Source organism: Rhizobium sp. 21-4511-3d (genome assembly GCF_053522545.1).
In genome coordinates this window covers 39,353-61,332 of the sequence record NZ_JBNWCF010000010.1, presented here as the reverse complement: position 1 = coordinate 61,332, position 21,980 = coordinate 39,353, and the positions used below count along the sequence as shown (strand labels likewise).

Genomic DNA, 21,980 nt, shown 5'->3' with positions numbered 1-21,980 from the left:
CGGAAGATGAAAGCGCCCCGCCGAAGCGGGGCTTTTACTTACTTGCAGTTTGCCTGCTCCTGCGGCGTCATCGTCGACGGATCGTGGTTTGGCGTTGTTGTCGTGTGAGCGCAATTGTCGCTGTCGGACGAACCGTTATTCGTCCCCGAATTCGTCGATGCGCCTGAATTTGTCGTGGAATTGGTGGCATTGGGGTCGAGCGCGTTCCCGTTGGAGCCATTGGCGCCGGGGTTGACGGTCCCGTTGTTGCTGGAGCCACTGGTGCCCGTGCCGCTATTCGCGCCAGAGCCAATGGAACCGCTACCCGAGGTGCCGCCAGTAGCGGAGCCGGCGCCACCCGAAGCCTGAGCCATTGCGGATGTTGCAAGGCCGAGCGACAAGACTGATGCGGCGATGATCTTCATAAGCATGATTTTCTCCTTGAGCTTTGTGAAGGAAAGGGACTCAACCACCGTCAATCGGGCTTGTTCCTGATTTTGACAGAAAATCGTCAGCATCACAGAAACGTCTCTGAAGCGATCAGGCAGTCCGCCACTTCGATACCGGCGCAGTGCACCTAAAAGCTAACCGGACCGGGCAGCTTTGCGATTGAAGCGATCGCGGGCCGGTGCCGGGTTCACCCTACACACTGTCTCCCAAGCATCAGCAGCCACTCGTGTGAAGCGCGCGATTCAGCCGCGGCGGAAATTGTTCCAAAATAGACCGATAATGGATTATGCTATTCAATTAGAGAGGTTTTTCTGGTTGATTGACGCGGGCGGATACGGGCAGTTTGATGGTGGGGGCAGGAAGAGCGCGAGTGACGATTTGCTAACGGAAAACCATTCAGATACGACAGCTTCAGAAGAACATCACAGGACGTCGCATACATGGCTGATATCGCCGGGATCAAAAAGTCGCTTACGGGCATCGCCGGCTTCGATGATCTGACGCTCGGCGGCCTTCCGACGGGGCGACCGACGCTCGTGTGCGGCACAGCCGGCTGTGGCAAAACCTTGTTTGCCTCAACCTTTCTCCTCAACGGAGCTCGCGACTATGACGAGCCTGGCGTCTTCGTCACCTTCGAGGAACGGCCGGTTGATATCGTTAACAATGTCGCGTCGCTCGGCTTCGATGTGCAGAGCTTGATCGACGCCGACAAGCTCTACATCGAGCATATCGTCGTCGATCCATCCGAACTTGAGGAAATCGGCGACTACGATCTTGAAGGTCTCTTCCTGCGCTTGGAACTAGCGATAGACCAGGTCGGCGCAAAACGCATCGTGCTCGACACGATTGAAAGTCTTTTTTCCGCATTTACCAACCCCGCCATTTTGCGCGCGGAAATCCGCCGGCTCTTTGACTGGTTGAAGGACAAAGGCTTGACGACGATCATTACGGGGGAGCGCGGCGACGGGTCACTTACCAGGCAGGGCCTTGAGGAGTATGTTTCGGATTGCGTCATCCTGCTAGACCATCGCGTTCATAACCAGATATCCACCCGCCGCCTTCGGATCGTCAAATATCGTGGTACCGCCCACGGAACCAACGAAATCCCTTTCCTGATTGATGAAGACGGTTTCAGTGTCCTGCCGGTTAGCACACTGGGCCTGAACCACAAGGTATCGAACGATCGTATATCATCAGGCGTACCAGATCTCGACGCAATGCTGTCGGGAGGAGGGTTTCACCGGGCAACAAGCATTCTCATTAGCGGTGTTGCAGGCTCGGGCAAGAGCTCATTGTCGGCCGCATTTTGTAACGCCGCCTGTATGGCCGGCGAGAAAGCCCTCTATTGTTCCTTCGAGGAGTCGGTTGACCAGACCGTCCGTAACATGCGCTCGATCGGCACCGATCTCGCGAAATGGATTGACGCTGGAAGAATGCACTATATCGCTGTGCGGCCGACCTTTTATAGTCTCGAAATGCACCTTGCCATCATGCTGCGCGAGATCAACAAGTTCGATCCCTCTCTTGTTGTCCTCGATCCGATTTCCGCCTTTGTTGGAAGCGGAGATCCGCTTGAGGTCCAATCGATGCTGTTGCGCATGGTCGATTTCCTCAAGTCGCGCGGTACGACCGCTGTCTTCACGCACCTCATGCATTCCCAGGAAGGGGTCACGGAGACGGACGCCGGCCTATCGTCGCTGATGGACGCTTGGATATTGTTGCTCAATCGCGAGGTCGGCGGTGAATTCAACCGCGAGCTCTATCTGCTCAAGGCCCGCGGGACGGCCCATTCTAATCAGGTCCGTGAATTTGTCATGTCAGACAATGGAATCCAGCTTGTGGCGCCATATATCGGCGATGGAAGGGCGTTGACGGGATCCCAGAGACAGGCAGAAGAGGCACGGCTTCGGAAGGCGGAGCTTGAGCGTCGGGCGGACGTCATCCGTCGGGCCGATCGGCTGAAGCAGAAACGCCGCAGGACGCTTGCCCAGATTGAGGCTCTTCAGGCAGAACTTGACGCCGACGAGGCCGAATTGAATTTCGATGCTGAGGCCGAGCGGGTCTATCTCGACCAAGCTGCTTCGGATAGGTCTGATATGGAGAAAAGCCGCCGCGTGGCGGAATGACGATGGAAGATATGGAAGACCAACCTACCGGAACGCCGAAGAAACTCACGCTTTATGTTGCGGGCCAGACCCCGAAGTCGCTGGCTGCGCTCCAGAACCTCGAACGAATCTGCGCCGAGAGCCTTCCAGGCAAGTATGTGATCGAAGTCGTTGATCTTCGAAAGTCGCCGCAGCTTGCGCGTGAGCATGGGATCGTTGCCATTCCGACGCTGGTGCGCGAACTACCAGTTCCTATCCGCAAGATCATCGGCGACCTTTCGAACACGGAGAAGGTCCTGGTCAGCCTTCAGGTGGAAGGCGAATGACGTCTACTACGGTCTCAAAGGCCGAAAGCCTGAATGCCGACCTTCGCCGGCGCCTCGAGGAGGCGGAAGAGGTCATCCGCGCTATACGCGAGGGGGAAATCGACGCGCTGGTCGTCCGCAATGAAGCGAATGGCGAGGAAGTCTTCACCCTCGAAGGAGGCGTAGAGTCCTATCGCTCTTTCATGGAGGCGATGAACCTCGGCGCTGCGGCTTTCGACAGGTTCGGCAATCTGCTTTACGCCAATAGAGCCCTGACGGACCTTGTCGATGTTGCTCGCGACGCCCTGGACGGGCCGGTGTTGTTCACAGCGCTTGGAGCGAACGGCGCAAAGGCGCTGAGAGACTTGATTTCAGCAGCGCATCCCGCGACGTCGGCCGTCGAGGTCACGCTTGGCAGCGGCGATGGCGCAAGACACCTGCTGATAGCAGCCGGCGAAATGACGCTTGGCACAAATTCCGGTGTTGCCGTCACCTTCACCGATGTTACCGCGCGCATCAACGCCGAAAAGCGTGCCCAGGCTGAGCGGACAGCTCTTGCGATCCTTGCTTCGGCCGTCGAGGCCGTCGTGGTTTGCGACCTCAACGGTGTCGTCACCCACGCCAACGCCTCCGCATCGTCGCTTGCCGGTGCCGATCCGATCGGCTCTACGTTCGACGAGGCATTCGCACTCGATTTTAGAGGAGCGACCGGCTTGATGCAGGGCGGCGATTTTCTTGACGTCGTCGCCAGTGGCCAACCAATTCAGGGCATCGAGGCAATAGCACCGCGCAGCCGTGGCGCAAAGGACGTTCTCGTCAGTGCGTCCGCGCTGATGGTCGGCGAGGGAAGCATTGGGACGGTCGTCACACTCGTCGATCTGTCGCGCCGCAAGGCAGCTGAGAAGCAGCAGCTGCTGCTTATGGGCGAGCTCGATCACCGCGTTAAAAACACGCTGGCACTGGTCGTATCCATTTCTAACCGGACAGCCTCGACCGAGGAGACGATCGATGGTTTTCGCAAGGCATTTTCTGGCCGGATCCACGCACTGGCTGCAACCCACAACGTTCTGGCTGACCGCTCCTGGGCCTCGATCTTTCTTCGCGATATCCTTTCCACCGAGCTGGCACCTTACGTTAACGAGCTCGGTTCGCGACTTGAGATGATCGGCGACGACATCGAAATTCTGCCGCGTGCCGCCATTGCGTTTGGGCTTGTCGTGCATGAGCTCGCGACCAACGCGGTAAAATATGGCGCCCTGGCAATCGAAACCGGCAAGATCGCCGTATCCGTGGCTGCCCGTGACACATATTTTGAGGTTTCATGGAAGGAAATTGGTGGGCCTGCCGTCTCGATGCCAACCCGACGCGGTTTTGGAAACACCGTGATTACACGCAGCCTTCAATACTCGGCCAATGGCGGCGCATCGCTCGATTTTGAGACCGACGGCGTGCGCTGTACGATCAGGATCCCAGTTGAGGACGTGGTGCAAGCTTAGCCACATGCCACCCGACACCCAGGCATCCACGCTGTCGGCGCTTAAAGGCGGCGGCGAGAGTACCCAAGCGCATAATCATCATCGCATGCGGTGCGCCAGGCACTGTTTGCTTCAAGCCGAGCCCGTCCTGCACGGACCTTGCAGCATGAGCGCCGAAGCATATGTTAAACCGATCTTTGGAAATATGGACATGCGATGCAACATCCCGACGGTGCCTGCCTTTGAACGCTTCCGCCAAGGCACGCTTTGCACAGCTGGTATTACCGCGACTTGACGAAGGATTTCGTCTAGCGCGTTGGCTAACGGGCAGCGTGACGGATGCATGGATCGGCGCACGAAGGTCAGGTGTACAGGCAGTCGGTCGATCGCTCTCGAGCACGATCACGAATCTTTGAGGGCTCCGTACGATACCGTACATACTGCGTGTTTGCGGTCAGCTTCGGCGCGAACTTAAAACGATTCTTAAAGATGCCATGCCTAAATGCTCCGATAACACGGGGGTGGAAATGCGCGTTGTTCTTCGTTTTGTCGTCCTGCTTTTCCTCTTGCCGGTCTCGGCGATCGCTGGCAGCGATGACTGGAAAGTCGACAAGGCAACGAGCCAGGTACGTTATACGACGGATCAAATGTCGTGGAAGGACTTAAAGTCGGGCGACATTCTTCCCAATCACGCCTGGATCTCGACGGGGCCTCGCGGAAAGGCGCGACTGGTAAGGGGCGTGGAAAGCATCGCCTTTCAGCCTAACACGATGGCCGCAATCACCACCAAGCCAGCCGGCTTTTTTGCACCGCGCAAAACGGAAATCGTTCAGCAGGTGGGCGCGCTTGATCTGGAGATCGAAAGGCGAAGCCTGCCCCATACGACGGCGCAGACGCCCTATCTAGCGGCTGTTGTAAAAAGCACAATCTTCCATGTGAGCGTTGGAAGGTCCAAAGCGTCTGTGTCCGTTGATCGAGGCCTCGTGCAGGTGACCGCCTTCGCGAGCGGCCAGCAAGCCAATGTCGGGCCGCGCCAGAGCGCCATTGTCGACCGAAAGACGAGGATGAAAGTCGATGGTGCTGCCTCGCGCCCATCGATAATAGCCGTTACACCGTCCGTCGCGGTCGTGCCTGCGGTGGGAACGACCACCTTCGCCGGCCAGACCGAAGGTTCAGCAGAAGACAAAGAGAAATCGGGCAAGGGATCGCAGGATACGAGCAAGAACACTGCCAACGACAGCGGGGGCAAGTCCGGCAAGGAACACAATCGCTCGACCAATAGCGGAGGCGGTAAAGACAGCAGCTCTGGCCATGAAAGCAACGGTAATGGTGGAGGCAATGGCAACAGCAGCGGCAAGGGCAATAACGGAAACGGCAGCAATAGCGGCAAAGGCAACAACAAGTGAAAAGCTACGGCGCGACGCTTAGGCGGATCTATGACGCAGTCACTGGCCCGATCGCGCTTCGCGCCGCGCTTATCACCGTCATGCTTGCACTTCCGGTCGTCGCCCCCAGCCTGACCGCGCTAACGGCGCTCAACCAAAGGCTGATCGACAAGCGGTTTCAATGGGCGCCAAGGGAAGCCTCCGGCAAGATTGTATTCATTGCCATCGACAAGCGAACGCTTGACGAGGTCGGCGTCTGGCCTTGGCCTCGCAGCATCTATGCCACGCTTCTGGACAAGTTGATCGCTGCAAATGCAGCAGACATCTTCCTCGATATCGATTTCTCCACCCCCTCCGATGCCGATGACGATAACGCGATCGCATTGGCACTGGAGCGCGCCGGTGGAGGCGTTCTTCTACCGATCTTCCGCCAGCAGATCGCCGCGGCCTCAGGAGAGACGGTGGTCACCAGGCCCATCCCCCGGCTCCTGTCCAACGCCTGGCCGGTATTTGCGAACGTCTCCACAGACGCCGACGGCGCGGTGCGCAATTTCGATTTAGGCAGCGCCTTCGAAGGCATTTCAACGCCATCTGCAGCTTCGGCTCTCGGCGCAAGCCCGGAGACGTCAGGGCATCGGCTGATCGACTTTTCGATTGAGCCCGGCAGCGTGCCCACTTACTCACTGGCGGATGTCCTTACCGGCAAGGTAGCAGCCGGTCAGCTTGCTGGACGTTCCATTGTCGTCGGCGCCTCTGCAACCGAACTGAAGGATATCTTTCCGGTCCCGGTGCATGGAGTTTTGCCGGGACCTCTTATTCATGTTCTCGCAGCCGAGACGCTGATCCAGGCCCGCCTCCTGACCGAAGTCGATCAAGGGCCATTGGAGCTTCTCCTTGCTGCCGCGCTAATCGCTGCCGTCCTGTCGTCGCGTTCCGTTGGATTGGCCAAGCTTTCGGCGCTCGCCTTGACATTAGGCGCCGTCTGCGAATTGACGGCCTACGCTCTCCAGAAAGATTATGCCATCGTGACAGGGACGACTGTCTCCTGGCTTCTGCTCGCGCTCGCAAGCGGTCTCGCGTTGAACGAACGGGTAGATCTCGGTCAGATGATGGTGACGCTTGCAAACATCGACGCCCGCAACGCCCGCCGCCTCATGCGGCGTATCATTGCCGACAGCTCCGATGGAATTGTTGCCTTCGCTGGCGACATGAAAATCGCAGAAATCAGTGAATCTGCCAAATCGATCCTGAGAGTCGGGGCCGGCGCAAACCTGCTGAGCAGCGCAGAACAGTCGGTGACGGCGGCGATCCGTGATCTTGCTGTTTTATACGAGGCCGATCCCGGCAGGATCCAAAGCACGATCGTAGAGTTTGTCAGACGCAGGGGTGAAAGCGAAACAAACTATGAAGCGGCGATCACCCTTTCTCCGGTCGAGGAGAAGGGATTTCGAGCGGCACCCTCGTTCGGCGGGTGCGTCATTATCCGCGATGTCACCGCCCGCAAGGCATACGAGGCGAAGCTCAAGTCGATGGCCGAGAAGGACGAGCTAACCGGGCTTTTGAATCGCCGCGAGTTCCTCGCACGCCTTAAAGGACGCGGCGGCGTAGTGGCGGTTCTCGATATCGAACGCTTCTCGGACGTGTGCGCGACTTTGGGCCGCGATGTCGGTGACAAGCTCTTGAAGGCAGTAGCTTCCCGGCTCGCCGCCAGCTTCCCAGGCGATCTGCTGGCGCGAATCGATGGCGACCTGTTCGCGATCCTGAGAGCCGGGGATGATGCCGACCCGGCGTCTCAAGCCGATCTTTTGCTGGCTCTTTTCGAGGAGCCTGTCGTCTTCGACGAGATGTCCGCCACCGTTGTCGTCCGGCTCGGCGTAGCACGCACCGAGCTTGTCGATTCGGCGAGTTCTCTGCGCGCAGCCGAATCCGCGCTTGACATCGCTAAGGAAACGTCAGGGCGCTGGTCGATCTATGATCCGGCCGTCGCGCTCCAACAAGCCCGCTCCAGACGTCTCGAAGCCGACATGAGGGGTGCGCTGCGCGAAGGGCAGTTCTTTCTGCTCTACCAGCCTCAGGTGGACCTGGCGATGGGACATTTCGTCGGCGCGGAAGCACTTTTGCGCTGGCGCCACCCCGAACTCGGCATCGTCCCACCGACGGAGTTCATCCCAATTGCAGAGTCTTCCGGGATAATTTGCGATATCGGCCGCTGGGTGCTGATGCAGGCTTGTGCGGACGCCATGCATTGGCCAACGGGTGCTGTATCGGTCAACATCTCGCCAATTCAGTTCGAGCGCGCCGATGTGGAAGGGGAAATTAGCCTTGCTTTGTCCAGGAGTGGGTTGCCGGCGTCACGACTCTGTGTCGAGCTGACCGAATCTGCGTTCCTCGACAATGGCGGCCGATCGCAGGCAAAAATGGCTGCGGTTCGCGCGATCGGTGTTTCCATTGCACTCGACGATTTTGGAACGGGTTATTCCTCTATGAGCTATCTCGCTGATTTGCCGCTCGACAAACTTAAGATCGATCAGTCATTTGTTCGCAGGATGACTGCGGACCACGGGGTCTTCGAGATCGTCAAGGCAATCGTCTCCCTTGCCCATGGGTTGGGGCTGGAGATCGTCGCTGAAGGCGTCGAGGGCTTGGCTGAACAAGCGCTTCTTCGCGAGTTCCATTGCGCAACCGGTCAAGGCTATCTCTTTGGCAGGCCCCAGCCACCCGATGATATGCTCGCAGCTTTCGGCTTCGGGCCTGAGCGCAGATCAGCTTAACCTTGGATCGCCATCATCGAACGAGGTTCGTCAACCGACAGCGGCGAGTCGGGCCAGCGGTTTTGCGACGATCGGCAATGACATGAGGCGGCGATACTCCGCTTCCGGAGTGCCATAGGACTCGCCTGCGAACTGAAGCAATTTTGGTCGATCGCGGATTTCGAGGTGACTTCGAGTGGATCGTATGAGCCTTTCTCCTTCTAATACGTGAATTGCTTCCGTCACTGATGGCCTTCTGGCGCCAAGCATGATGGAGAGATATTCGTGAGTGAGGTCAAAGCCGCTCTTGGACGTACGGTCGTCCACCATCAGCAGCCATCGGGCAAGCCGCGTGCGGATGTCGAACCTGCCGTTGGCGAGAGCGGTATGGCTCACTTGTATGCCAAGGCATCGTGCAAACCGACCTGCAAGAAGATCGAGTTCGGGAGCGTCCTTCAGCACGAGCTTGAAATCGTCGGCGGCTATGGCGAGAGCAAAGCCTTCAATCTGATTGACAAGTTCGTGCGGCGTGCGCTCATCGCCGAGCGCGATCCCGAAGCCTGTCATCCCCTCCCTGCCGATGAGCCCTGTTTCAATCCTGGCGTCACCGCTCCCGACGGCGATGAGCGAACCGACACAATCGAGCGGGAAGTAGACGCGGCTGATCGTCTGATGGGCAACTTCAAGAACAGCCCCCCTTGGCACGCTCATCCTGCTCAGGAGCGGCAAAAGTTCCTTCAGAGTGTGTGCGGGAAGAAGGGCGAGAAGATCGTTTTGTAGTGCCTCCTCGATCGAGACGGTTCTTTGACGCGCAACGTCCGACAAGACAAGCGCCAAACTCTCGACCTCGACGGGTTTGCGCAACACAATTTTGTCAGCGTGGCGATCGGGTAAGACATCCGGGTCGTAGCCGGTGGCGAAAATGAAAGGGATGCCGAGCCGCTCCAGCCTGTCTGCTACGGGGAAGACCATCTCGCCCGACAGATTGATGTCCAATATAGCGGCATCGAGGTCAGTTGACGCCGCGATCGCCCCCAGAGCCTCTGCAACACCTGGGCATTTCGCAGCGACGATGACATCCATCGCCGCGAGACGCTGTGCTAACTCGCTCACCATGTAATAATCGTCTTCAACCAGGAGAATACGCTTCCCGGTCAGCGCTTCGCGGCAAGTCATGACCCGGCTCCTACTGTTCGAGACTCCTAGATGGGGCAGGAATCATGGCAGGCAAGGATGGTCTGGACATATCTCCGGTTGTGGGGCTCTCCAAGCGGCGTTGCGTGTTGGCAGCCCTGCCAGTTCTGCAGCCCTGAGGTGGTGCATCTTTTTCAAGCAATCAGCGTTTAACCCTGCAAACCCTCAAACCTTGCGACAGGAAAACGATCATGACCGACATTAGAGCCAAGGGGTTCTCGTCTCGCGCGGAACTGGAACAATATCTCGAGGAACTGGAGGATGATGGTGGCCCGAGCGTCTTGGAAGACGACGACGACGAGGTTTTTCGCGCCGCCCGTAAAGAGCTCGCATGGCTTCGTAAGGAAGTCGCAGATCTCCGCGAGCAACTATCCTTTGGACATCTGCGAAGAAATGCGGTGGACGAACGGGAAAATGGCCGTTCCCTGGCGTGGGTTGCAGCGAGCGTTATCATAACCGCCATGCTGGCCAGGCTTGTGAGCCGCAGGGGCTAGAAGATTGTGGGGCCGGCTGAGCCATGGTCGAGGGGCCCATGGGCATGCAACCGGAAGTTTGGCCGTTCCCGACACTGCCAGTGCCATGGTCAATTTCGAAAATCAACATCAGCGGCTGGAACGAGCGCGCGTCCATCGCGTTTCGTCCTAACATAGAAGGAGAAAACACCGATGGATTGGAACCGCGTCGAAGGCAATTGGAAGCAGATGAAGGGCAAGGTCAAGGAACAGTGGGGAAAACTTACTGACGATGATCTTGACGTAATCGATGGAAAGCGCAACCAGCTCGAAGGTAAGATCCAGGAACGCTATGGTTACGAGAAGGATCGTGCCAACAAGGACGTTGACGCCTGGTATGGCCGTCAGACCTGGTAAAAGCTCCAGGACTTTCTAGTCGCCGGCCCTTGTGCCGGCGACTTTTGTTTAGACGATTGGAGCCAGCTGTATCGATAATCATGCTCGTTGCCAGCTGATGTTGCTGCCTTTCCTGCTTCGACGTGTGCAAGTGATCATTTAACTTTTCGTCAACGCCGTCGACCGCCGTGGCTTTAGCCGTCACAGCCGAACCGTTCGCTGCGATGACGAATTCGATTAGCGCCCTTGACGCATTCGTCGATCGCGTCCGTGGAACGAGTTTGTTGCTACACCGTTTCGTGATCAATTCGGTTGAAACGCACGGAGTTTGATGATGGCACGCGAGAAATTAACTTGCGGGGACGCCGGTTCGACCAGCGCGAGCAAGCCGAAACGCCAATATACCGAGGGCGGCGATCCGAAACATGCGCAAATGCTAACCCGGCCAGACGCGCATGAGACCTCCCACATGGATGAGTACACACTAATGATGAAGCAGGCGATGCAGGGTCGCGCCTAGCAGCCCGTGGCGTACGACGAGTGTCAGCTTCTTTGTCCCAATCTCCTGCTACTTAAACGGCGGGAATGCCAGCGAGACGATCGAAGCGAGGTCCGAAATCAATTTTGGGTGGCTCCGCTAAACACGTCGTTCTCGGACAAGTTTCCCGAACTACACTTCCGAGCGTCCTGGTAGTCCTGTCGACCGTTGCCATTGGACATCCTACAACAAATTCGCCCTGAAACGGAGAAACCCATGGCTAACGATACAAATCCAGCCCCAGCGTCAGACCCGGCCACTGCCGAAGTCGTAACAACTCCCCAAAAAAAGAAACGCGCGCCTCGCAAGCCGGCGGTGGTTTCAACGTCCTCACCAGCTGAGAAGACCAGCAGTGCCGCGACCAGCCGCGGCAAAAAGAGATCAGCCGCCAAAGCTGCAGAGGATAATCCTTTAGCTTTGGCAGCGCCGGCCGGCCGTAAGGGTAAGCCCAAGTCTGAAGCGACCCAGATTGGTGGACGAAAGCGCACGATCTCTGCGACCGCCCGCCCTGTCGCCTCTGCGGATGAGATGGCCGATTTGCTCAAACTCGAAGAAGAGAACCAGGTGCTGCGCAAGCAACTTGGCGACAAGCTCCGGGCTGAAAATGTAGACCTGCGTAAGAAGCTCGGCGTGAAGTAATCGTCATCTGCGCTTGTTCTGGCGCAGCGTCTCACTTAGCAGCCCGGCCGCACCACGGTCCAGGCTGCTTTTCGTTGGAAGAGCGATAAGACCAGTCGTCCAGTGCTCCTTACTCGCGATAGCCGGGCTTAGACGGGTCCATGATCCGGCCAGATGGCAGAGCGGCGTCTGTCTACAGCCAATCACGTAATCCCTGACCCAAGCGAGACATGGAGATCGGCACGCTTTTATTCGGTCCTGCCGTTGTCGCCATCCATTGCCGCGGCAGTTCCTGTGCTCGCATAGCCGTCGCGCCCGTGAAGGGTGGCACGCCGATCCGTTCACGCGCATGATGATGCGCAACCTCGTGCGATTGAGCGCAAATCAATCGCGCACCGCCGCACGCGGCCACATCGGCAAACGAACCGCTGCAGGTTCCGGTTCAGGCCATCACCGTTGAACCCTCTCCACATCCAACCGGCTGAACCAAAACCAAAGTCGCGCGTTAGGCGGCTGGACTATTTCTAAAAGGAGATGACAATGAAATCTGCTCTATTCGCTTCCGCAGTGGTCGCTATGGCTTTTGCAGGCTCGGCCGATGCTGCCACAATGCGGCAACACCACGGCTCAAAGCATGTCAAACAGGTCGTCGCTGATCAGCCGAAGGAACGCCTCGGCACGCTCCAGTGTGAGGTGGCTGGAGGCATAGGCATGGTCATCGGCTCGAACCGTAAACTGGAGTGCTCCTTCAAACAGCGATCCGGCAAGATTGAACGGTATGTCGGGACGATTGGAAGGCTGGGTGTCGACGTGGGCGTGACCGGCAAGCGTTATTTGAGCTGGCTGGTCGTCAACACCGTGCCCACGCGTGTCGGCGACGGGGCGCTTGCCGGCAGGTATGTCGGAGCATCAGCCGGAGCGTCGGTCGGACTCGGTCTCGGCGCTAACGCCCTGGTCGGTGGCAGCTCAAAGAACTTCGCTTTGCAGCCAATCAGTGCCGAGGGCGGCGTCGGCCTCAATATCGCGGCTGGGATCGCTCAACTCAAGCTTCAAAAAGCTGGCTGAAGCCCCTGAGAAAGAAGTACTGCGCGCGGCCGCCTGCGCGCAGTTTACCTTTCAATTCTATGCTGCCTTAAATCCAAGACGCTGGAACGCGCTCGGGTCAGCACCGGGTTACCGAGACCTTGCTGCGCCATTTGTTTGAGATATCGGATTTGCAACAACTGTCAGCGTGACTTTTCCTTTAACAGAGCCGTCGATCTGTCCCGCCAGCTGGAACCGGAGACTTCAATTCGAGTTAGAGCGAAATGAACGAGATGTTTGCGAAGATCGATGCGATGGATGCGGAGGCGAAACTAGCTTCCGGACTTGTCTACATTCCAGGGCTGGAGAGCGGTATCACGCGAAAGCCTGGGGCCAGCGGATTTCTGTATTACCGACCCGACGGGCGTCGGATAACGGAACCTTCCGAAATAGAGCGCCTAAACGCGTTGGCCATCCCTCCCGCTTATACCAACGTCATCATCTCTACCAACCCGCTCTCCCACCTGCAGGCGATCGGAACAGATGCGCGAGGCCGACGGCAGTATCGGTACCATACCGAGTGGCATGCTGAACGTGGGAAAGCAAAATTCGAGCGGCTCGGCGCGTTCGCCGGCCGCCTTCCCGATCTTCGCGAGAGGGTTGATTTCGATCTTCGATCGCGCGGCCTAAACATGGACAAAGCGCTTGCAACCGTTGTGTGGATGCTCGACAATCTGTACATCCGCATCGGAAATACCGCCTATGCGCAGATGAATAACTCCTTTGGGCTCACCACGCTACGAAGCCGTCATGTGAAGGTCGAGGGCGGAAGCGTGAAGTTTCGTTTTAAGGGAAAATCCGGCAAGGAATGGAACCTTGCCCATAGTGATCGCCGGATTGCAAATGTCGTCAGAAAGCTGCAAGAGCTTCCAGGGCAACACCTGTTTAAGTATGTATGTGATCAAGGCGGATGCCGCCAAATCTCCTCACACGACGTCAACGCATACATCAAGGATATCACCGGCGACGACTTTAGCTCCCGTCAGTTTCGAACATGGGGTGCAACCTGTATGGCGGTGGAGGTTCTGGCATCGCTGGAAGCTGCGACAACGAAGCGGGCGCTCGCACGACAACTCAACGATGCCGTTGATCAGGTTGCTGCCAAACTTGTGAACACCCGTTCGGTCTGCCGCTCATCCTATATTCATCCGGCGGTGTTTGAGGACTTTCAAGCTGGTACGCTTGGAGACGTCCTAAAGCTGACGACTAGAAGCGCGCGGCTGCTGCAGTGGATGGATGAGGAAGAAATCAGGGTGGTGAGATGGCTAAAGAGTAGGCAGGGTGGCACGAGGACCAGCGCCTAAGCTGCGATCCACGGCTGGCGACTTTCCCGGCATTGGCGTCCTCTTTGGCTCTACGACACTGTCAACGACCAAGAGTGGTCCCCCGACCATTGTCGGCGCCGTGCCATGCTCTGGCAATTTCGTCCGTGCAGATCACGACCTGAAGGCCAGGCAGGACTTCCTGCCTGACGCCGATGCGCCGTTGCGAGGATCGCGCAGATTCCAGGCCGTTCGGCCCAAGGCCTCCGCAGCCCACGCGCCTGAGGACACTTCCATTTTGCCATCCGGGATGACGTCCCCGAAGGCCTTGCAGGTAAAAGTCACCGGCACTATTTCTTAGGCGATGACGATGCAGGGCAAAGATTGATGGCAAATCCTTATGAAACGCTCGGCGTCTCACAAGACGCGACGCAGAAGGAAATACAGTCCGCATACCGAAAGCTCGCCAAAAAACTGCATCCCGACCTCAATCCGGGTGACGCGTCAGCCGAAGAAAAGTTCAAGGCAGCCTCCGCCGCCTACGCGATCTTAGGGGATGAGGATAAGCGTGCGAGGTTCGATAGGCATGAAATCGACGAGACCGGTGGCGAGCAGGGAAAACGTAGCTACTATCGCGACTATGCATCAGGGGAGCATAGCCGCTCTCGATACCATAATCCCGGTGGGTTTGCCGATTTTGGTGATCGGGACGATATTTTCTCAAGCTTCTTTTCGGGGGCAGGGGGCAGGGGCACCGCACCGTACCCTGGAGACAATACGCACTACCGGCTGGAACTCGAGCTTCGCGAGGCTGCCAATGGCGCCAAGCGCACCGTTTCCCTGCCAGAAGGCGGCACCCTTGAGCTAAAAATCCCGGCAGGGGCTCGCGACGGACAGATCTTGCGCTTGCGGGGAAAGGGCGCCCCTGGGTACAATAACGGACCCGCGGGCGACGCCCTCGTCGAGATCCACGTTCTTCCTGACCGCCAGTTCTCTCTTGAGGGAGATGATGTCAGGATTGACCTGCCGATTTCCCTTCGGGAGGCCGTTCTGGGTGGAAAGGTCGAAGTCGCCACCTTGTCGGGGACGGTGTCCGTTACGGTTCCGCCATATTCCAGTACAGGCAGAAGGCTTCGTCTCAAAGGCAAGGGGTTTCCCAACAAGCACGGTGGCCATGGTGACCAATATGTCGTCCTGAAAATCGCTCTGCCGGCGACACCGGACGCAGAGTTGACGGACTTCATGACCCGGTGGGAAGCTGGTAAATCCCATAACCCGAGGGGCTTATAGGAGGAGGCGATGAACGATCTTGAGTACTGTCGTATCCTGCAAATCGAAAGTTCAACTCTTCAGATGTGGGTGGAGGAGCGATGGATTATCCCCGGCAGTTCTTCGCAAGCCCGTTCCTATGAGGACGTTGACCTTGCGAGAGGGCGTCTGATCCTCGATCTCATCGAAAGCATGGGCGTCAATCACGCCGGCGTTGATGTGGTCATCGAGCTCGTCGACCAGGTGCACAGCCTGCGTGAGCGGATGCGCTTGCTGATGGACGCGATCGGCAAACAGGATCCTGCGGTCCAAAACGCCCTATGGCAGGCGCTGACCCCAATCCGTTGAGTTAGCGCGGCAATTGCTCAGTCACTCTTGCTCCTGTCGCTCTTATACTCAAACTCCGCACTGGCTGGTCGATCCACGTATCTATGCTTGAAAGCCTCTGCCTTTTCCAAGCGATCGAAGCCAACCGCAACCCAGCGAGATGCAATCATGCTGAAGTTTGCACCGATGACAAAGACATCGGTTTGCGGGAATTCAGCTCCCACATGTCAGCCTGATCAGCGAGCAGCTCGTTGCTGCTCAAGATAAAGGTGAATAGCGCCCGCGCGGCGCTACCAGAGCGGAAAGAGGCTGACGAAAAATCAGATCGGAGTGGCTGGCAGCGTCCGCTTGTGTCCCGAAGCATAATACATTGCCAGCATGCGATTTCTAGAGGTGACGCTGATCTCTCGCCCTTCCAAAAAATCATCGATCTCGTCGTATGTCACCCCGTAGGCATCTTCGTCAGGCTTAAGCGGCGCGTCCGATTCCAGATCGGCCGTTGGTACTTTCAGGACAAGGCTTTCCGGTGCGCCCAAAAACTTGGCGAGTGCCCGAACGCGACGCTTGTTAAGACCAGCCAAGGGGAGCACGTCCGCGGCCCCATCGCCGAACTTTGTATAGAACCCCATCAAAGCTTCCGCAGCATGATCGGTGCCGATAACAAGCCCGCGAGTGGCGCCCGCCAACGCATATTGTGCGATCATACGCTGACGGGCTTTGATGTTCCCCAGGTGGAACTGGTAACGATCGCCATCGACGATCCCCGGAGCGTTGCGACTGATCTCACTCATGATAGCGTCTGACGCCGGCTTGACATCGATTGTAATGACGCGATCGGGTTGAATAGTCGAGAGACAAGCCTGCGCGTCGGACTTATCGGCCTGATCGCCGTACGGGAGCCGAACCGCGATAAACTCCGCCTGATGTCCGCCGCTCCTGAGCCTGGCGACAGATTTTTGCGCCAGAAGACCTGCCGTCAGTGAGTCGACGCCGCCGCTGATCCCAAGCACGAATGACCGACGCGACGCTGCTATGCAGTAGTCTTCCAGAAATGAACATCTCCGTATTACCTCGTGTTCCGCATCGAAATGTTCATGCACACCAAGGGCTTCGATGATGGATTTCTGTTCAGGCGACACTAAGCACCTCCGGGCCGAGAAACGACGGGACTTACAAACTCTTGAGGAGGCAAGCGAACGCTAGTAGCCTGTGCCCGCCGAGTGGGATTGACCAATAACTGCAGGTCGAAACCCTTGAACAATCAGGTGAGCTGATAGTTCCGATTTCATCGTCTTCGAAAAGCCCTCTGTCCAAAATCGCACGAAAAAAGACGCGACGGAACTTCCTCAACGGATCATGGTTCGTCCTTTCCTGGCCACTCGGCACTGTTGGAAACCGGAGGACGCTAGTGACTTGGGTCCATTTGTGCATCGACATGCAGCGAATGTTCGCGGAACCGACGCCATGGCAGGTTCCTTGGATGGCAAAGATTTCTGGCCAAGTTGTCGAGCTGGCCGGACGGTTTGCTGAACGAACCGTCTTCACCCGCTTCTTAACACCGCAACACGGTTCGCAGATGCCCGGAAGGTGGCATGAGTACTATGCCAAATGGGAGTGCATGACACGTGAAAATCTTCCCGACGAACTGCTGAATCTCGTGCCTGAACTGGGATGCTTCGTGCCGCCGGCAAGAGTTTTCACCAAGACCACATATTCGCCATGGGTGAGCGGTCATCTTCACCAAATTCTGACCCACGAACATGTCGACACTGTTGTCATCACCGGCGGTGAAACCGACGTCTGTGTTCTGGCAGCTGTGCTTGGCGCTGTGGACCTTGGATACCATGTAATCATACCGGCTGACGCGGTTTGCAGCGGAGCCGACAACACTCACGATTCAACCCTCGATTTGCTCGGCTCAAGATTCAGTGTTCAAGTCGAGGTGTCCTCGACCGAGCAAATCCTATCCTCAATGCGTTGATGCGAGGTACGGTCGAGAGCTGTGTTGCCGCACGGTCGCGTGAAAGTCCACACGTTGACGAAAGGATCTGTCCTATCGTCGCCAAGCTGGAGCGGACGCCGCTGAGGGTGGGTTCCCATTGACGCGGTGGAACCATCTCCTTCTGAGCCGGCTAGGCCTTACGACAAAGGAAAGTTCAAAATGTTTGTTTCCTCGCCGGTCAAGATCAGAAGCATTGCGATCAGGTTTGACGGGTCGGATCGCTGGCACAAAGCGGTCTCCGTCACAGATCTTGCGGAGCTCCTATTGTCGAGAAGGTGGCCGAGATCATCAGACGACGCGATGTGGCGCACAGCACTCGTCGCCTGCCTCGCTTCCCAACGGAGCGAGGCGAAGGCCGGCAAGGCTCGCAAGGCGTTCATCAAAGCTGCGCTGCGTGCTGCGCTTATCGTCAAGGCCGACACCCGGGTCCATTGATCCTCGCGGCCTTGCGGTACGGCACGTGCGTAGAGACAAGCCGCGCTGATAGCCAGATGCTTGCCGCCACGAACGTGCTCGTTAACCGTGGTCTTGACTTGGACGATCGCATCGCCTTGAGACAGGATCCCCAATGAGGGGTCCGGCACGGAACATCCTGCTCCCTTGTTCATTTCAGAAGCGCTGCAAGCAGTATGGAGGATCAGATGGCTGACGATAGCGTGACAACATATGTCGACCGCCTCTTGCGCGAAGGGTTTGCCGTGGACGTCACGGAAAATAACGTGATCCTCATTCTAGATCCTGCCGACGCTTCAGGCTTGCTGGATGCGCGCGACCCGGCACGCGGAATCGATTTGACGATGCACAAGGATGCCGTCATTGCCTATCTTAGGCAAATTGGTCGGTCGGTGTAGTCGAAGAGTTGCCGACCGTCGCCGGACAAGCTACCAGTTCTCGTTGTGGGGACCTTGACGGTATCTGGGACATTTTGAACCTCCACCGCGATAGGAATAGCCATGCTGGACAACCTATTTGATACCAATCGAAACGCGGCTTTAAGAAGACCGACGAACCGGCTGGCGAAACCACCGCGCACGCGAAATTCGCTATCGGCTTGACGAGCTCGGCCTGATTAGCTTTTGCAAGACGACCGGGGAAGGGACGCCACGTGGTGACGCCCCGCTGCGTAATTTTGTTGTCACAACGCTTGGCAATAAGACCTTCTAGTAGCGAGGCACGGAGGCGTATCAAGGCGGTGCTTACCGCCACCACTGAACGCCCCGATGGCGTAGATCGGCCAGTTTGTTCCGAAGAAACCGTCAGCAGGTATCGCCGAACCATGAGCCGGCCCACCGTCATGGAGACGGCTGTGAAAATAGAGGGGATCGAAGGGCTTCTTCGGGCTGATGTACAAAAACGTACAATGGGTGGCGGCGACTCAAACGCAGTTTCATATTCTATCGATGCTTTCGATTTTTCAAAACAAGCTACTGGCGCTCTTGCCAGCGGAGGATAGGCTAGCGCTCGCTCCTCTTCTAAAGCGCAGGAAGCTTGCCCGCCACGACCTTCTGTTGAGGGCGCAAGATCATGTGGACAACGTCATCTTCATCGAAGACGGCGTCGTGTCGATTCTCGCCCAGGATCGTCCCGGACTGGACGTTGAAGTTGCAATGATCGGACGGGAGGGCATGATCGGCGCCCAATTGCTCCACGGTGTCTTTACCACTTACATGCCGGTCAAAGTTCGCATTGAAGGATCGGGATACGAGATCGCTGCTCCTGACTTCATCGCATTTTCACGCAAGAGCGCACGGTTTCGAGACCGCATTTGCCGTTATCTTGAATGGCGCCACGTGCAGATGGGAATGATTGCGATGAGCGGGCGCCAAGGTGACATCCCACAAAATATTGCCCGTGTGCTGCTTATGCTACATGATCGCTTGGATGGCGACAGCATCCCCATAACCCATGAAGAGCTTGCGCGCCAAGTTGCCGCTCACCGTCCAGGCGTCACGATAGCCCTGCATCTCCTGGAGGGAGAAAGATTGGTCCGAGCCAATCGTGGCAATATTTTTATCAACGACCGACCGGGCCTGGAAACGCTGGCCGGCGACTTCTACGGCATGCCCGAAAACGCCTGGTTTGAAATATTGGGTGGTCCTTCACCTGGTCCGGTGCTCGCTGACTAAGTCAAGCTGCAATTGCGGCCATTCCCGAGGATTCCCAAGCCGGTCGCTAGCCTCGTTCAAAGGCGTCGCATGGCAGGGAGCTGACAGAAATGACTACCCTATCGTCTTCCTTTCCATCCACGCCATACTAAACGTTATTTCGCCCTAGGAAAAAGGACAGCGCCCCTGGCCCTCACTGCGTCTTGGTTGATCTCCATCTGGCTCAGTCGATCCGTGTCGACAAAATCTTCGCTCTTGCCGCTGATGTCGAACGGGCGGCAGCTCGCGCGCGCTTGTCTCGCTCCCTGCCACTGTGGCCATGCCTGAGCGTCTCTGCCGTCCGGTCTATGTGCTAACCCGTCAGCTATTTCCCCTGAACTGAGCCACGGAATCGATTATGGCTCGTTCTCGGCAATGGATCCAAGACAGACGAGTGATGCAGCAGTTCGATTTTTTTCCAGATGAAAGCGAGGCTTCCGCGCTTGGCCCGCGGCGGCGGCGGGCAGTGAATCGGGCCCCCGCTACTAGCCATGACGAACTGGTTCGCCAACTGGAGGCGACTGGTCGCTATCGCGTCCGCAGTAAGCTAGAGCCGAGACCGATAGCGCCGGATCCACGAGCGGGCTTTCCTATGAGGGGCGTCATCGTTGATGCCGAGACGACTGGGCTTAACCATCGCGAAGACGAAGTGATAGAAATTGGCATCGTCAGCTTTTCATTTGACGCGCTCGGAGCAATCGGCGACGTCACTGACGTCTACGGTGCATTGCACCAGCCGACGAAGCCGATCCCGAACGAAATCACCCGGCTCACCGGAATTACTAACGACATGGTGGCCGGCCACATTGTCGACCCCCATCGACTGCGATCGCTGATCGAGCCCGCGGATCTAATCATTGCGCACTTTGCGGCGTTCGACAGGCCATTTCTGGAAGCTTTTTCGCCTGTATTCCACCGAAAGGCCTGGGCCTGTTCGGTGTCGGAGATTGATTGGGCTGCCCGCGGTTTCGATGGTACCAAGCTCGGATACCTGATCGGGCAGGCGGGCTACTTTCACGAGGCTCATCGAGCGGTCGACGACTGCTTCGCGCTGCTGGAGATCCTTGATCGTGGTCACGGTGAAAGCGACAGTTCGCCTTTTTCGGAACTTTACCGGTCGAGCCAGCGCCAGCGCGCGCGTATCATTGCTGAACACAGTCCGTTCGAGATGAAGGATCAATTGAAGAAGCGTGGCTACAAATGGTCTGACGGAAGTGATGGCGGGCCGAAGTCATGGTGGACCGAAGTCGACGAACAGGCTGTGCAAGAGGAGATCAATTATCTCCGCGCGGAGGTTTACGGGTGGGAAGACGCGGACCCGCTCGTGACATACACGACCGCTTTCGACCGTTATAAATAGAATCCGATATCGAGAGGGCCCACCTGACAGGCGTCAGGACATTGGCGGCGGCTATCCGGTCGCTCACAATCCAAAAAAATGCAACCGGATAGCCACCATCGGACGGATGGTGACTCGGATATTGATGATGGCTAATGCTGTCCGGCTGGAGCCGACAGGAGCACTCTAACGGCCCCAAAAAGTCCATTGCATGCGCGGGCGGTCCGAAACAAAAACTACTCAGCAGCTTGCCGAAGAGAATGTCCTTCAAGTGGCTCGACAAGCGCAATGATGTCGAAATCACTTGTCATGTAATGCTCTTCGGAACCGGGAATCGCTAGGGTCCAGAAATCCGGATCGTCGCCAAAAACCGTCGAGACTTGGACGATTGTTGTCTTCCCCCCGGTGTGCTCCTCGGAACGAGCCCAATAGAAAGCTTCAGGCACCAGACTCTTCATAACGCCTACTCCCCACAACAGCTTGGACTATATCAAAAATTACGAGAATGAATACCCCGACCTACGACAATCCCCAAGCACCCTCGGTTTCTCTCGACACCCAAGCGCTCCCAAGCAGGCCAGCTTCCTTGACACCGCATGGCAAGAGCATGGGGAACATGACTGACAGGAATTGGCAAATGGCGGCGCTGGTCCACATTGAAGACACGGCTTGGGAAGCCCGTTTCAGGTTGCGGCCTGAGGTTCCTCGTCGATGATCTTATCTAGGTGGTCTCATTCGGGTGGATTTCACGACCTGTGGCTCTGGCTCCAGGAGCGGCACTATGGCCCCAGGCCAGGAGATTGCTTACGAGCGGATCGTCAGCGTCGAAGACGAGGATGATCCTGCTGTGGGAAAATCAATCGAGATTGGATGCGGATCGGCAAAGACTGTTTGAATAATTGAGCTT

General features: G+C 57.2%; 21 protein-coding genes. 17 read left to right on the top strand and 4 right to left on the bottom strand.

The genetic code is table 11. From position 1 onward, the window contains the following. Positions 1-38: 38 nt before the first annotated feature. Positions 39-497, bottom strand: a complete 459-nt coding sequence (locus tag ACQZ5H_RS21535) for a hypothetical protein (RefSeq protein WP_203431580.1) — start codon at positions 495-497, stop codon at positions 39-41. Positions 498-869: 372 nt separating this feature from the next. On the opposite strand from ACQZ5H_RS21535, the gene kaiC reads away from it, so the two are divergent. From kaiC to ACQZ5H_RS21510, 5 genes are all read left to right on the top strand, one after another. Beyond that, positions 870-2,555 (top strand): circadian clock protein KaiC, encoded by a 1,686-nt coding sequence (kaiC, locus tag ACQZ5H_RS21530; protein ID WP_203431579.1) that lies wholly within the window; start codon positions 870-872, stop codon positions 2,553-2,555. Between the two features lie 11 nt (positions 2,556-2,566). Further along, positions 2,567-2,860, top strand: a complete 294-nt coding sequence (locus ACQZ5H_RS21525; protein ID WP_246777753.1) for a circadian clock KaiB family protein — start codon at positions 2,567-2,569, stop codon at positions 2,858-2,860. Then, positions 2,857-4,335 (top strand): sensor histidine kinase, encoded by a 1,479-nt coding sequence (locus ACQZ5H_RS21520; protein ID WP_203431577.1) that lies wholly within the window; start codon positions 2,857-2,859, stop codon positions 4,333-4,335. The genes ACQZ5H_RS21525 and ACQZ5H_RS21520 overlap by 4 nt, the downstream gene beginning before the upstream one ends. A 506-nt stretch (positions 4,336-4,841) precedes the next feature. Further along, the gene (locus ACQZ5H_RS21515; protein ID WP_203431576.1) at positions 4,842-5,720 is read left to right on the top strand and encodes a FecR family protein; all 879 of its coding nucleotides are present in this window, start codon (positions 4,842-4,844) and stop codon (positions 5,718-5,720) included. Beyond that, entirely contained in the window at positions 5,717-8,470 is a 2,754-nt protein-coding gene (locus tag ACQZ5H_RS21510) for an EAL domain-containing protein (protein ID WP_246777752.1), read from the top strand. Before ACQZ5H_RS21515 ends, ACQZ5H_RS21510 begins: the two co-directional genes overlap by 4 nt. A gap of 30 nt (positions 8,471-8,500) precedes the next feature. Here ACQZ5H_RS21510 and ACQZ5H_RS21505 read toward each other — a convergent pair whose 3' ends face one another. Next, positions 8,501-9,625, bottom strand: coding sequence for a helix-turn-helix domain-containing protein (locus ACQZ5H_RS21505; RefSeq protein ID WP_449098991.1), 1,125 nt, complete (start codon positions 9,623-9,625; stop codon positions 8,501-8,503). 209 nt (positions 9,626-9,834) lie between these two features. Here ACQZ5H_RS21505 and ACQZ5H_RS21500 point away from each other — a divergent pair, with 209 nt between their 5' ends. The 7 genes from ACQZ5H_RS21500 (at position 9,835) to ACQZ5H_RS21470 (ending at position 15,609) form a co-directional block, all read left to right on the top strand. Then, a complete protein-coding gene (locus tag ACQZ5H_RS21500) occupies positions 9,835-10,137 on the top strand; it encodes a hypothetical protein (protein WP_203431573.1) in 303 nt (100 codons plus the stop codon). A gap of 171 nt (positions 10,138-10,308) precedes the next feature. Continuing rightward, the gene (locus ACQZ5H_RS21495; protein ID WP_203431572.1) at positions 10,309-10,512 is read left to right on the top strand and encodes a CsbD family protein; all 204 of its coding nucleotides are present in this window, start codon (positions 10,309-10,311) and stop codon (positions 10,510-10,512) included. A gap of 733 nt (positions 10,513-11,245) precedes the next feature. Beyond that, positions 11,246-11,668 carry a hypothetical protein gene (locus ACQZ5H_RS21490; RefSeq protein WP_203431571.1) on the top strand — a complete coding sequence of 141 codons (423 nt, stop codon included), beginning with the start codon at positions 11,246-11,248 and terminating at the stop codon, positions 11,666-11,668. A 519-nt stretch (positions 11,669-12,187) separates the two neighbouring features. Next, on the top strand, positions 12,188-12,712 hold the full coding sequence (locus tag ACQZ5H_RS21485) for a DUF992 domain-containing protein (RefSeq protein WP_203431570.1): 525 nt from the start codon (positions 12,188-12,190) through the stop codon (positions 12,710-12,712). A gap of 242 nt (positions 12,713-12,954) precedes the next feature. Beyond that, positions 12,955-14,034, top strand: a complete 1,080-nt coding sequence (locus tag ACQZ5H_RS21480; RefSeq protein ID WP_449098990.1) for a DNA topoisomerase IB — start codon at positions 12,955-12,957, stop codon at positions 14,032-14,034. A 342-nt stretch (positions 14,035-14,376) separates the two neighbouring features. Continuing rightward, on the top strand, positions 14,377-15,282 hold the full coding sequence (locus ACQZ5H_RS21475; RefSeq protein WP_203431568.1) for a DnaJ C-terminal domain-containing protein: 906 nt from the start codon (positions 14,377-14,379) through the stop codon (positions 15,280-15,282). A gap of 9 nt (positions 15,283-15,291) precedes the next feature. After that, positions 15,292-15,609, top strand: coding sequence for a chaperone modulator CbpM (locus tag ACQZ5H_RS21470; protein WP_199629675.1), 318 nt, complete (start codon positions 15,292-15,294; stop codon positions 15,607-15,609). 299 nt (positions 15,610-15,908) lie between these two features. Here ACQZ5H_RS21470 and nadE read toward each other — a convergent pair whose 3' ends face one another. Continuing rightward, positions 15,909-16,727 (bottom strand): ammonia-dependent NAD(+) synthetase, encoded by an 819-nt coding sequence (nadE, locus tag ACQZ5H_RS21465; protein ID WP_203431567.1) that lies wholly within the window; start codon positions 16,725-16,727, stop codon positions 15,909-15,911. Positions 16,728-16,996: 269 nt separating this feature from the next. On the opposite strand from nadE, the gene ACQZ5H_RS21460 reads away from it, so the two are divergent. From ACQZ5H_RS21460 to ACQZ5H_RS21440, 5 genes are all read left to right on the top strand, one after another. Beyond that, positions 16,997-17,569 (top strand): cysteine hydrolase family protein, encoded by a 573-nt coding sequence (locus tag ACQZ5H_RS21460; protein ID WP_449098989.1) that lies wholly within the window; start codon positions 16,997-16,999, stop codon positions 17,567-17,569. A 180-nt stretch (positions 17,570-17,749) separates the two neighbouring features. Continuing rightward, positions 17,750-18,025, top strand: a complete 276-nt coding sequence (locus tag ACQZ5H_RS21455) for a DUF982 domain-containing protein (RefSeq protein ID WP_112716059.1) — start codon at positions 17,750-17,752, stop codon at positions 18,023-18,025. A gap of 206 nt (positions 18,026-18,231) precedes the next feature. Then, entirely contained in the window at positions 18,232-18,441 is a 210-nt protein-coding gene (locus tag ACQZ5H_RS21450) for a hypothetical protein (RefSeq protein ID WP_246777750.1), read from the top strand. A gap of 492 nt (positions 18,442-18,933) precedes the next feature. Continuing rightward, complete coding sequence (locus tag ACQZ5H_RS21445; protein WP_203431566.1) at positions 18,934-19,716, top strand: Crp/Fnr family transcriptional regulator; 783 nt, start codon at positions 18,934-18,936, stop codon at positions 19,714-19,716. Between the two features lie 412 nt (positions 19,717-20,128). Continuing rightward, positions 20,129-21,094 carry a 3'-5' exonuclease gene (locus tag ACQZ5H_RS21440; RefSeq protein ID WP_449098988.1) on the top strand — a complete coding sequence of 322 codons (966 nt, stop codon included), beginning with the start codon at positions 20,129-20,131 and terminating at the stop codon, positions 21,092-21,094. A gap of 215 nt (positions 21,095-21,309) precedes the next feature. On the opposite strand, the gene ACQZ5H_RS21435 is transcribed toward ACQZ5H_RS21440, so the two are convergent. Next, positions 21,310-21,531: a hypothetical protein gene (locus ACQZ5H_RS21435; protein ID WP_112716065.1), complete on the bottom strand. Its 222-nt coding sequence runs from the start codon at positions 21,529-21,531 to the stop codon at positions 21,310-21,312. Between the last annotated feature and the right edge of the window lie 449 nt (positions 21,532-21,980).

Coding starts and splice junctions, on each gene's coding strand:
- ACQZ5H_RS21535 (WP_203431580.1), bottom strand. CDS start 497: ATGCTGACGATTTTCTGTCAAAATCAGGAACAAGCCCGATTGACGGTG.
- kaiC (WP_203431579.1), top strand. CDS start 870: ATGGCTGATATCGCCGGGATCAAAAAGTCGCTTACGGGCATCGCCGGC.
- ACQZ5H_RS21525 (WP_246777753.1), top strand. CDS start 2,567: ATGGAAGACCAACCTACCGGAACGCCGAAGAAACTCACGCTTTATGTT.
- ACQZ5H_RS21520 (WP_203431577.1), top strand. CDS start 2,857: ATGACGTCTACTACGGTCTCAAAGGCCGAAAGCCTGAATGCCGACCTT.
- ACQZ5H_RS21515 (WP_203431576.1), top strand. CDS start 4,842: ATGCGCGTTGTTCTTCGTTTTGTCGTCCTGCTTTTCCTCTTGCCGGTC.
- ACQZ5H_RS21505 (WP_449098991.1), bottom strand. CDS start 9,625: ATGACTTGCCGCGAAGCGCTGACCGGGAAGCGTATTCTCCTGGTTGAA.
- ACQZ5H_RS21500 (WP_203431573.1), top strand. CDS start 9,835: ATGACCGACATTAGAGCCAAGGGGTTCTCGTCTCGCGCGGAACTGGAA.
- ACQZ5H_RS21495 (WP_203431572.1), top strand. CDS start 10,309: ATGGATTGGAACCGCGTCGAAGGCAATTGGAAGCAGATGAAGGGCAAG.
- ACQZ5H_RS21490 (WP_203431571.1), top strand. CDS start 11,246: ATGGCTAACGATACAAATCCAGCCCCAGCGTCAGACCCGGCCACTGCC.
- ACQZ5H_RS21485 (WP_203431570.1), top strand. CDS start 12,188: ATGAAATCTGCTCTATTCGCTTCCGCAGTGGTCGCTATGGCTTTTGCA.
- ACQZ5H_RS21480 (WP_449098990.1), top strand. CDS start 12,955: ATGAACGAGATGTTTGCGAAGATCGATGCGATGGATGCGGAGGCGAAA.
- ACQZ5H_RS21470 (WP_199629675.1), top strand. CDS start 15,292: ATGAACGATCTTGAGTACTGTCGTATCCTGCAAATCGAAAGTTCAACT.
- ACQZ5H_RS21455 (WP_112716059.1), top strand. CDS start 17,750: ATGTTTGTTTCCTCGCCGGTCAAGATCAGAAGCATTGCGATCAGGTTT.
- ACQZ5H_RS21450 (WP_246777750.1), top strand. CDS start 18,232: ATGGCTGACGATAGCGTGACAACATATGTCGACCGCCTCTTGCGCGAA.
- ACQZ5H_RS21445 (WP_203431566.1), top strand. CDS start 18,934: ATGTACAAAAACGTACAATGGGTGGCGGCGACTCAAACGCAGTTTCAT.
- ACQZ5H_RS21435 (WP_112716065.1), bottom strand. CDS start 21,531: ATGAAGAGTCTGGTGCCTGAAGCTTTCTATTGGGCTCGTTCCGAGGAG.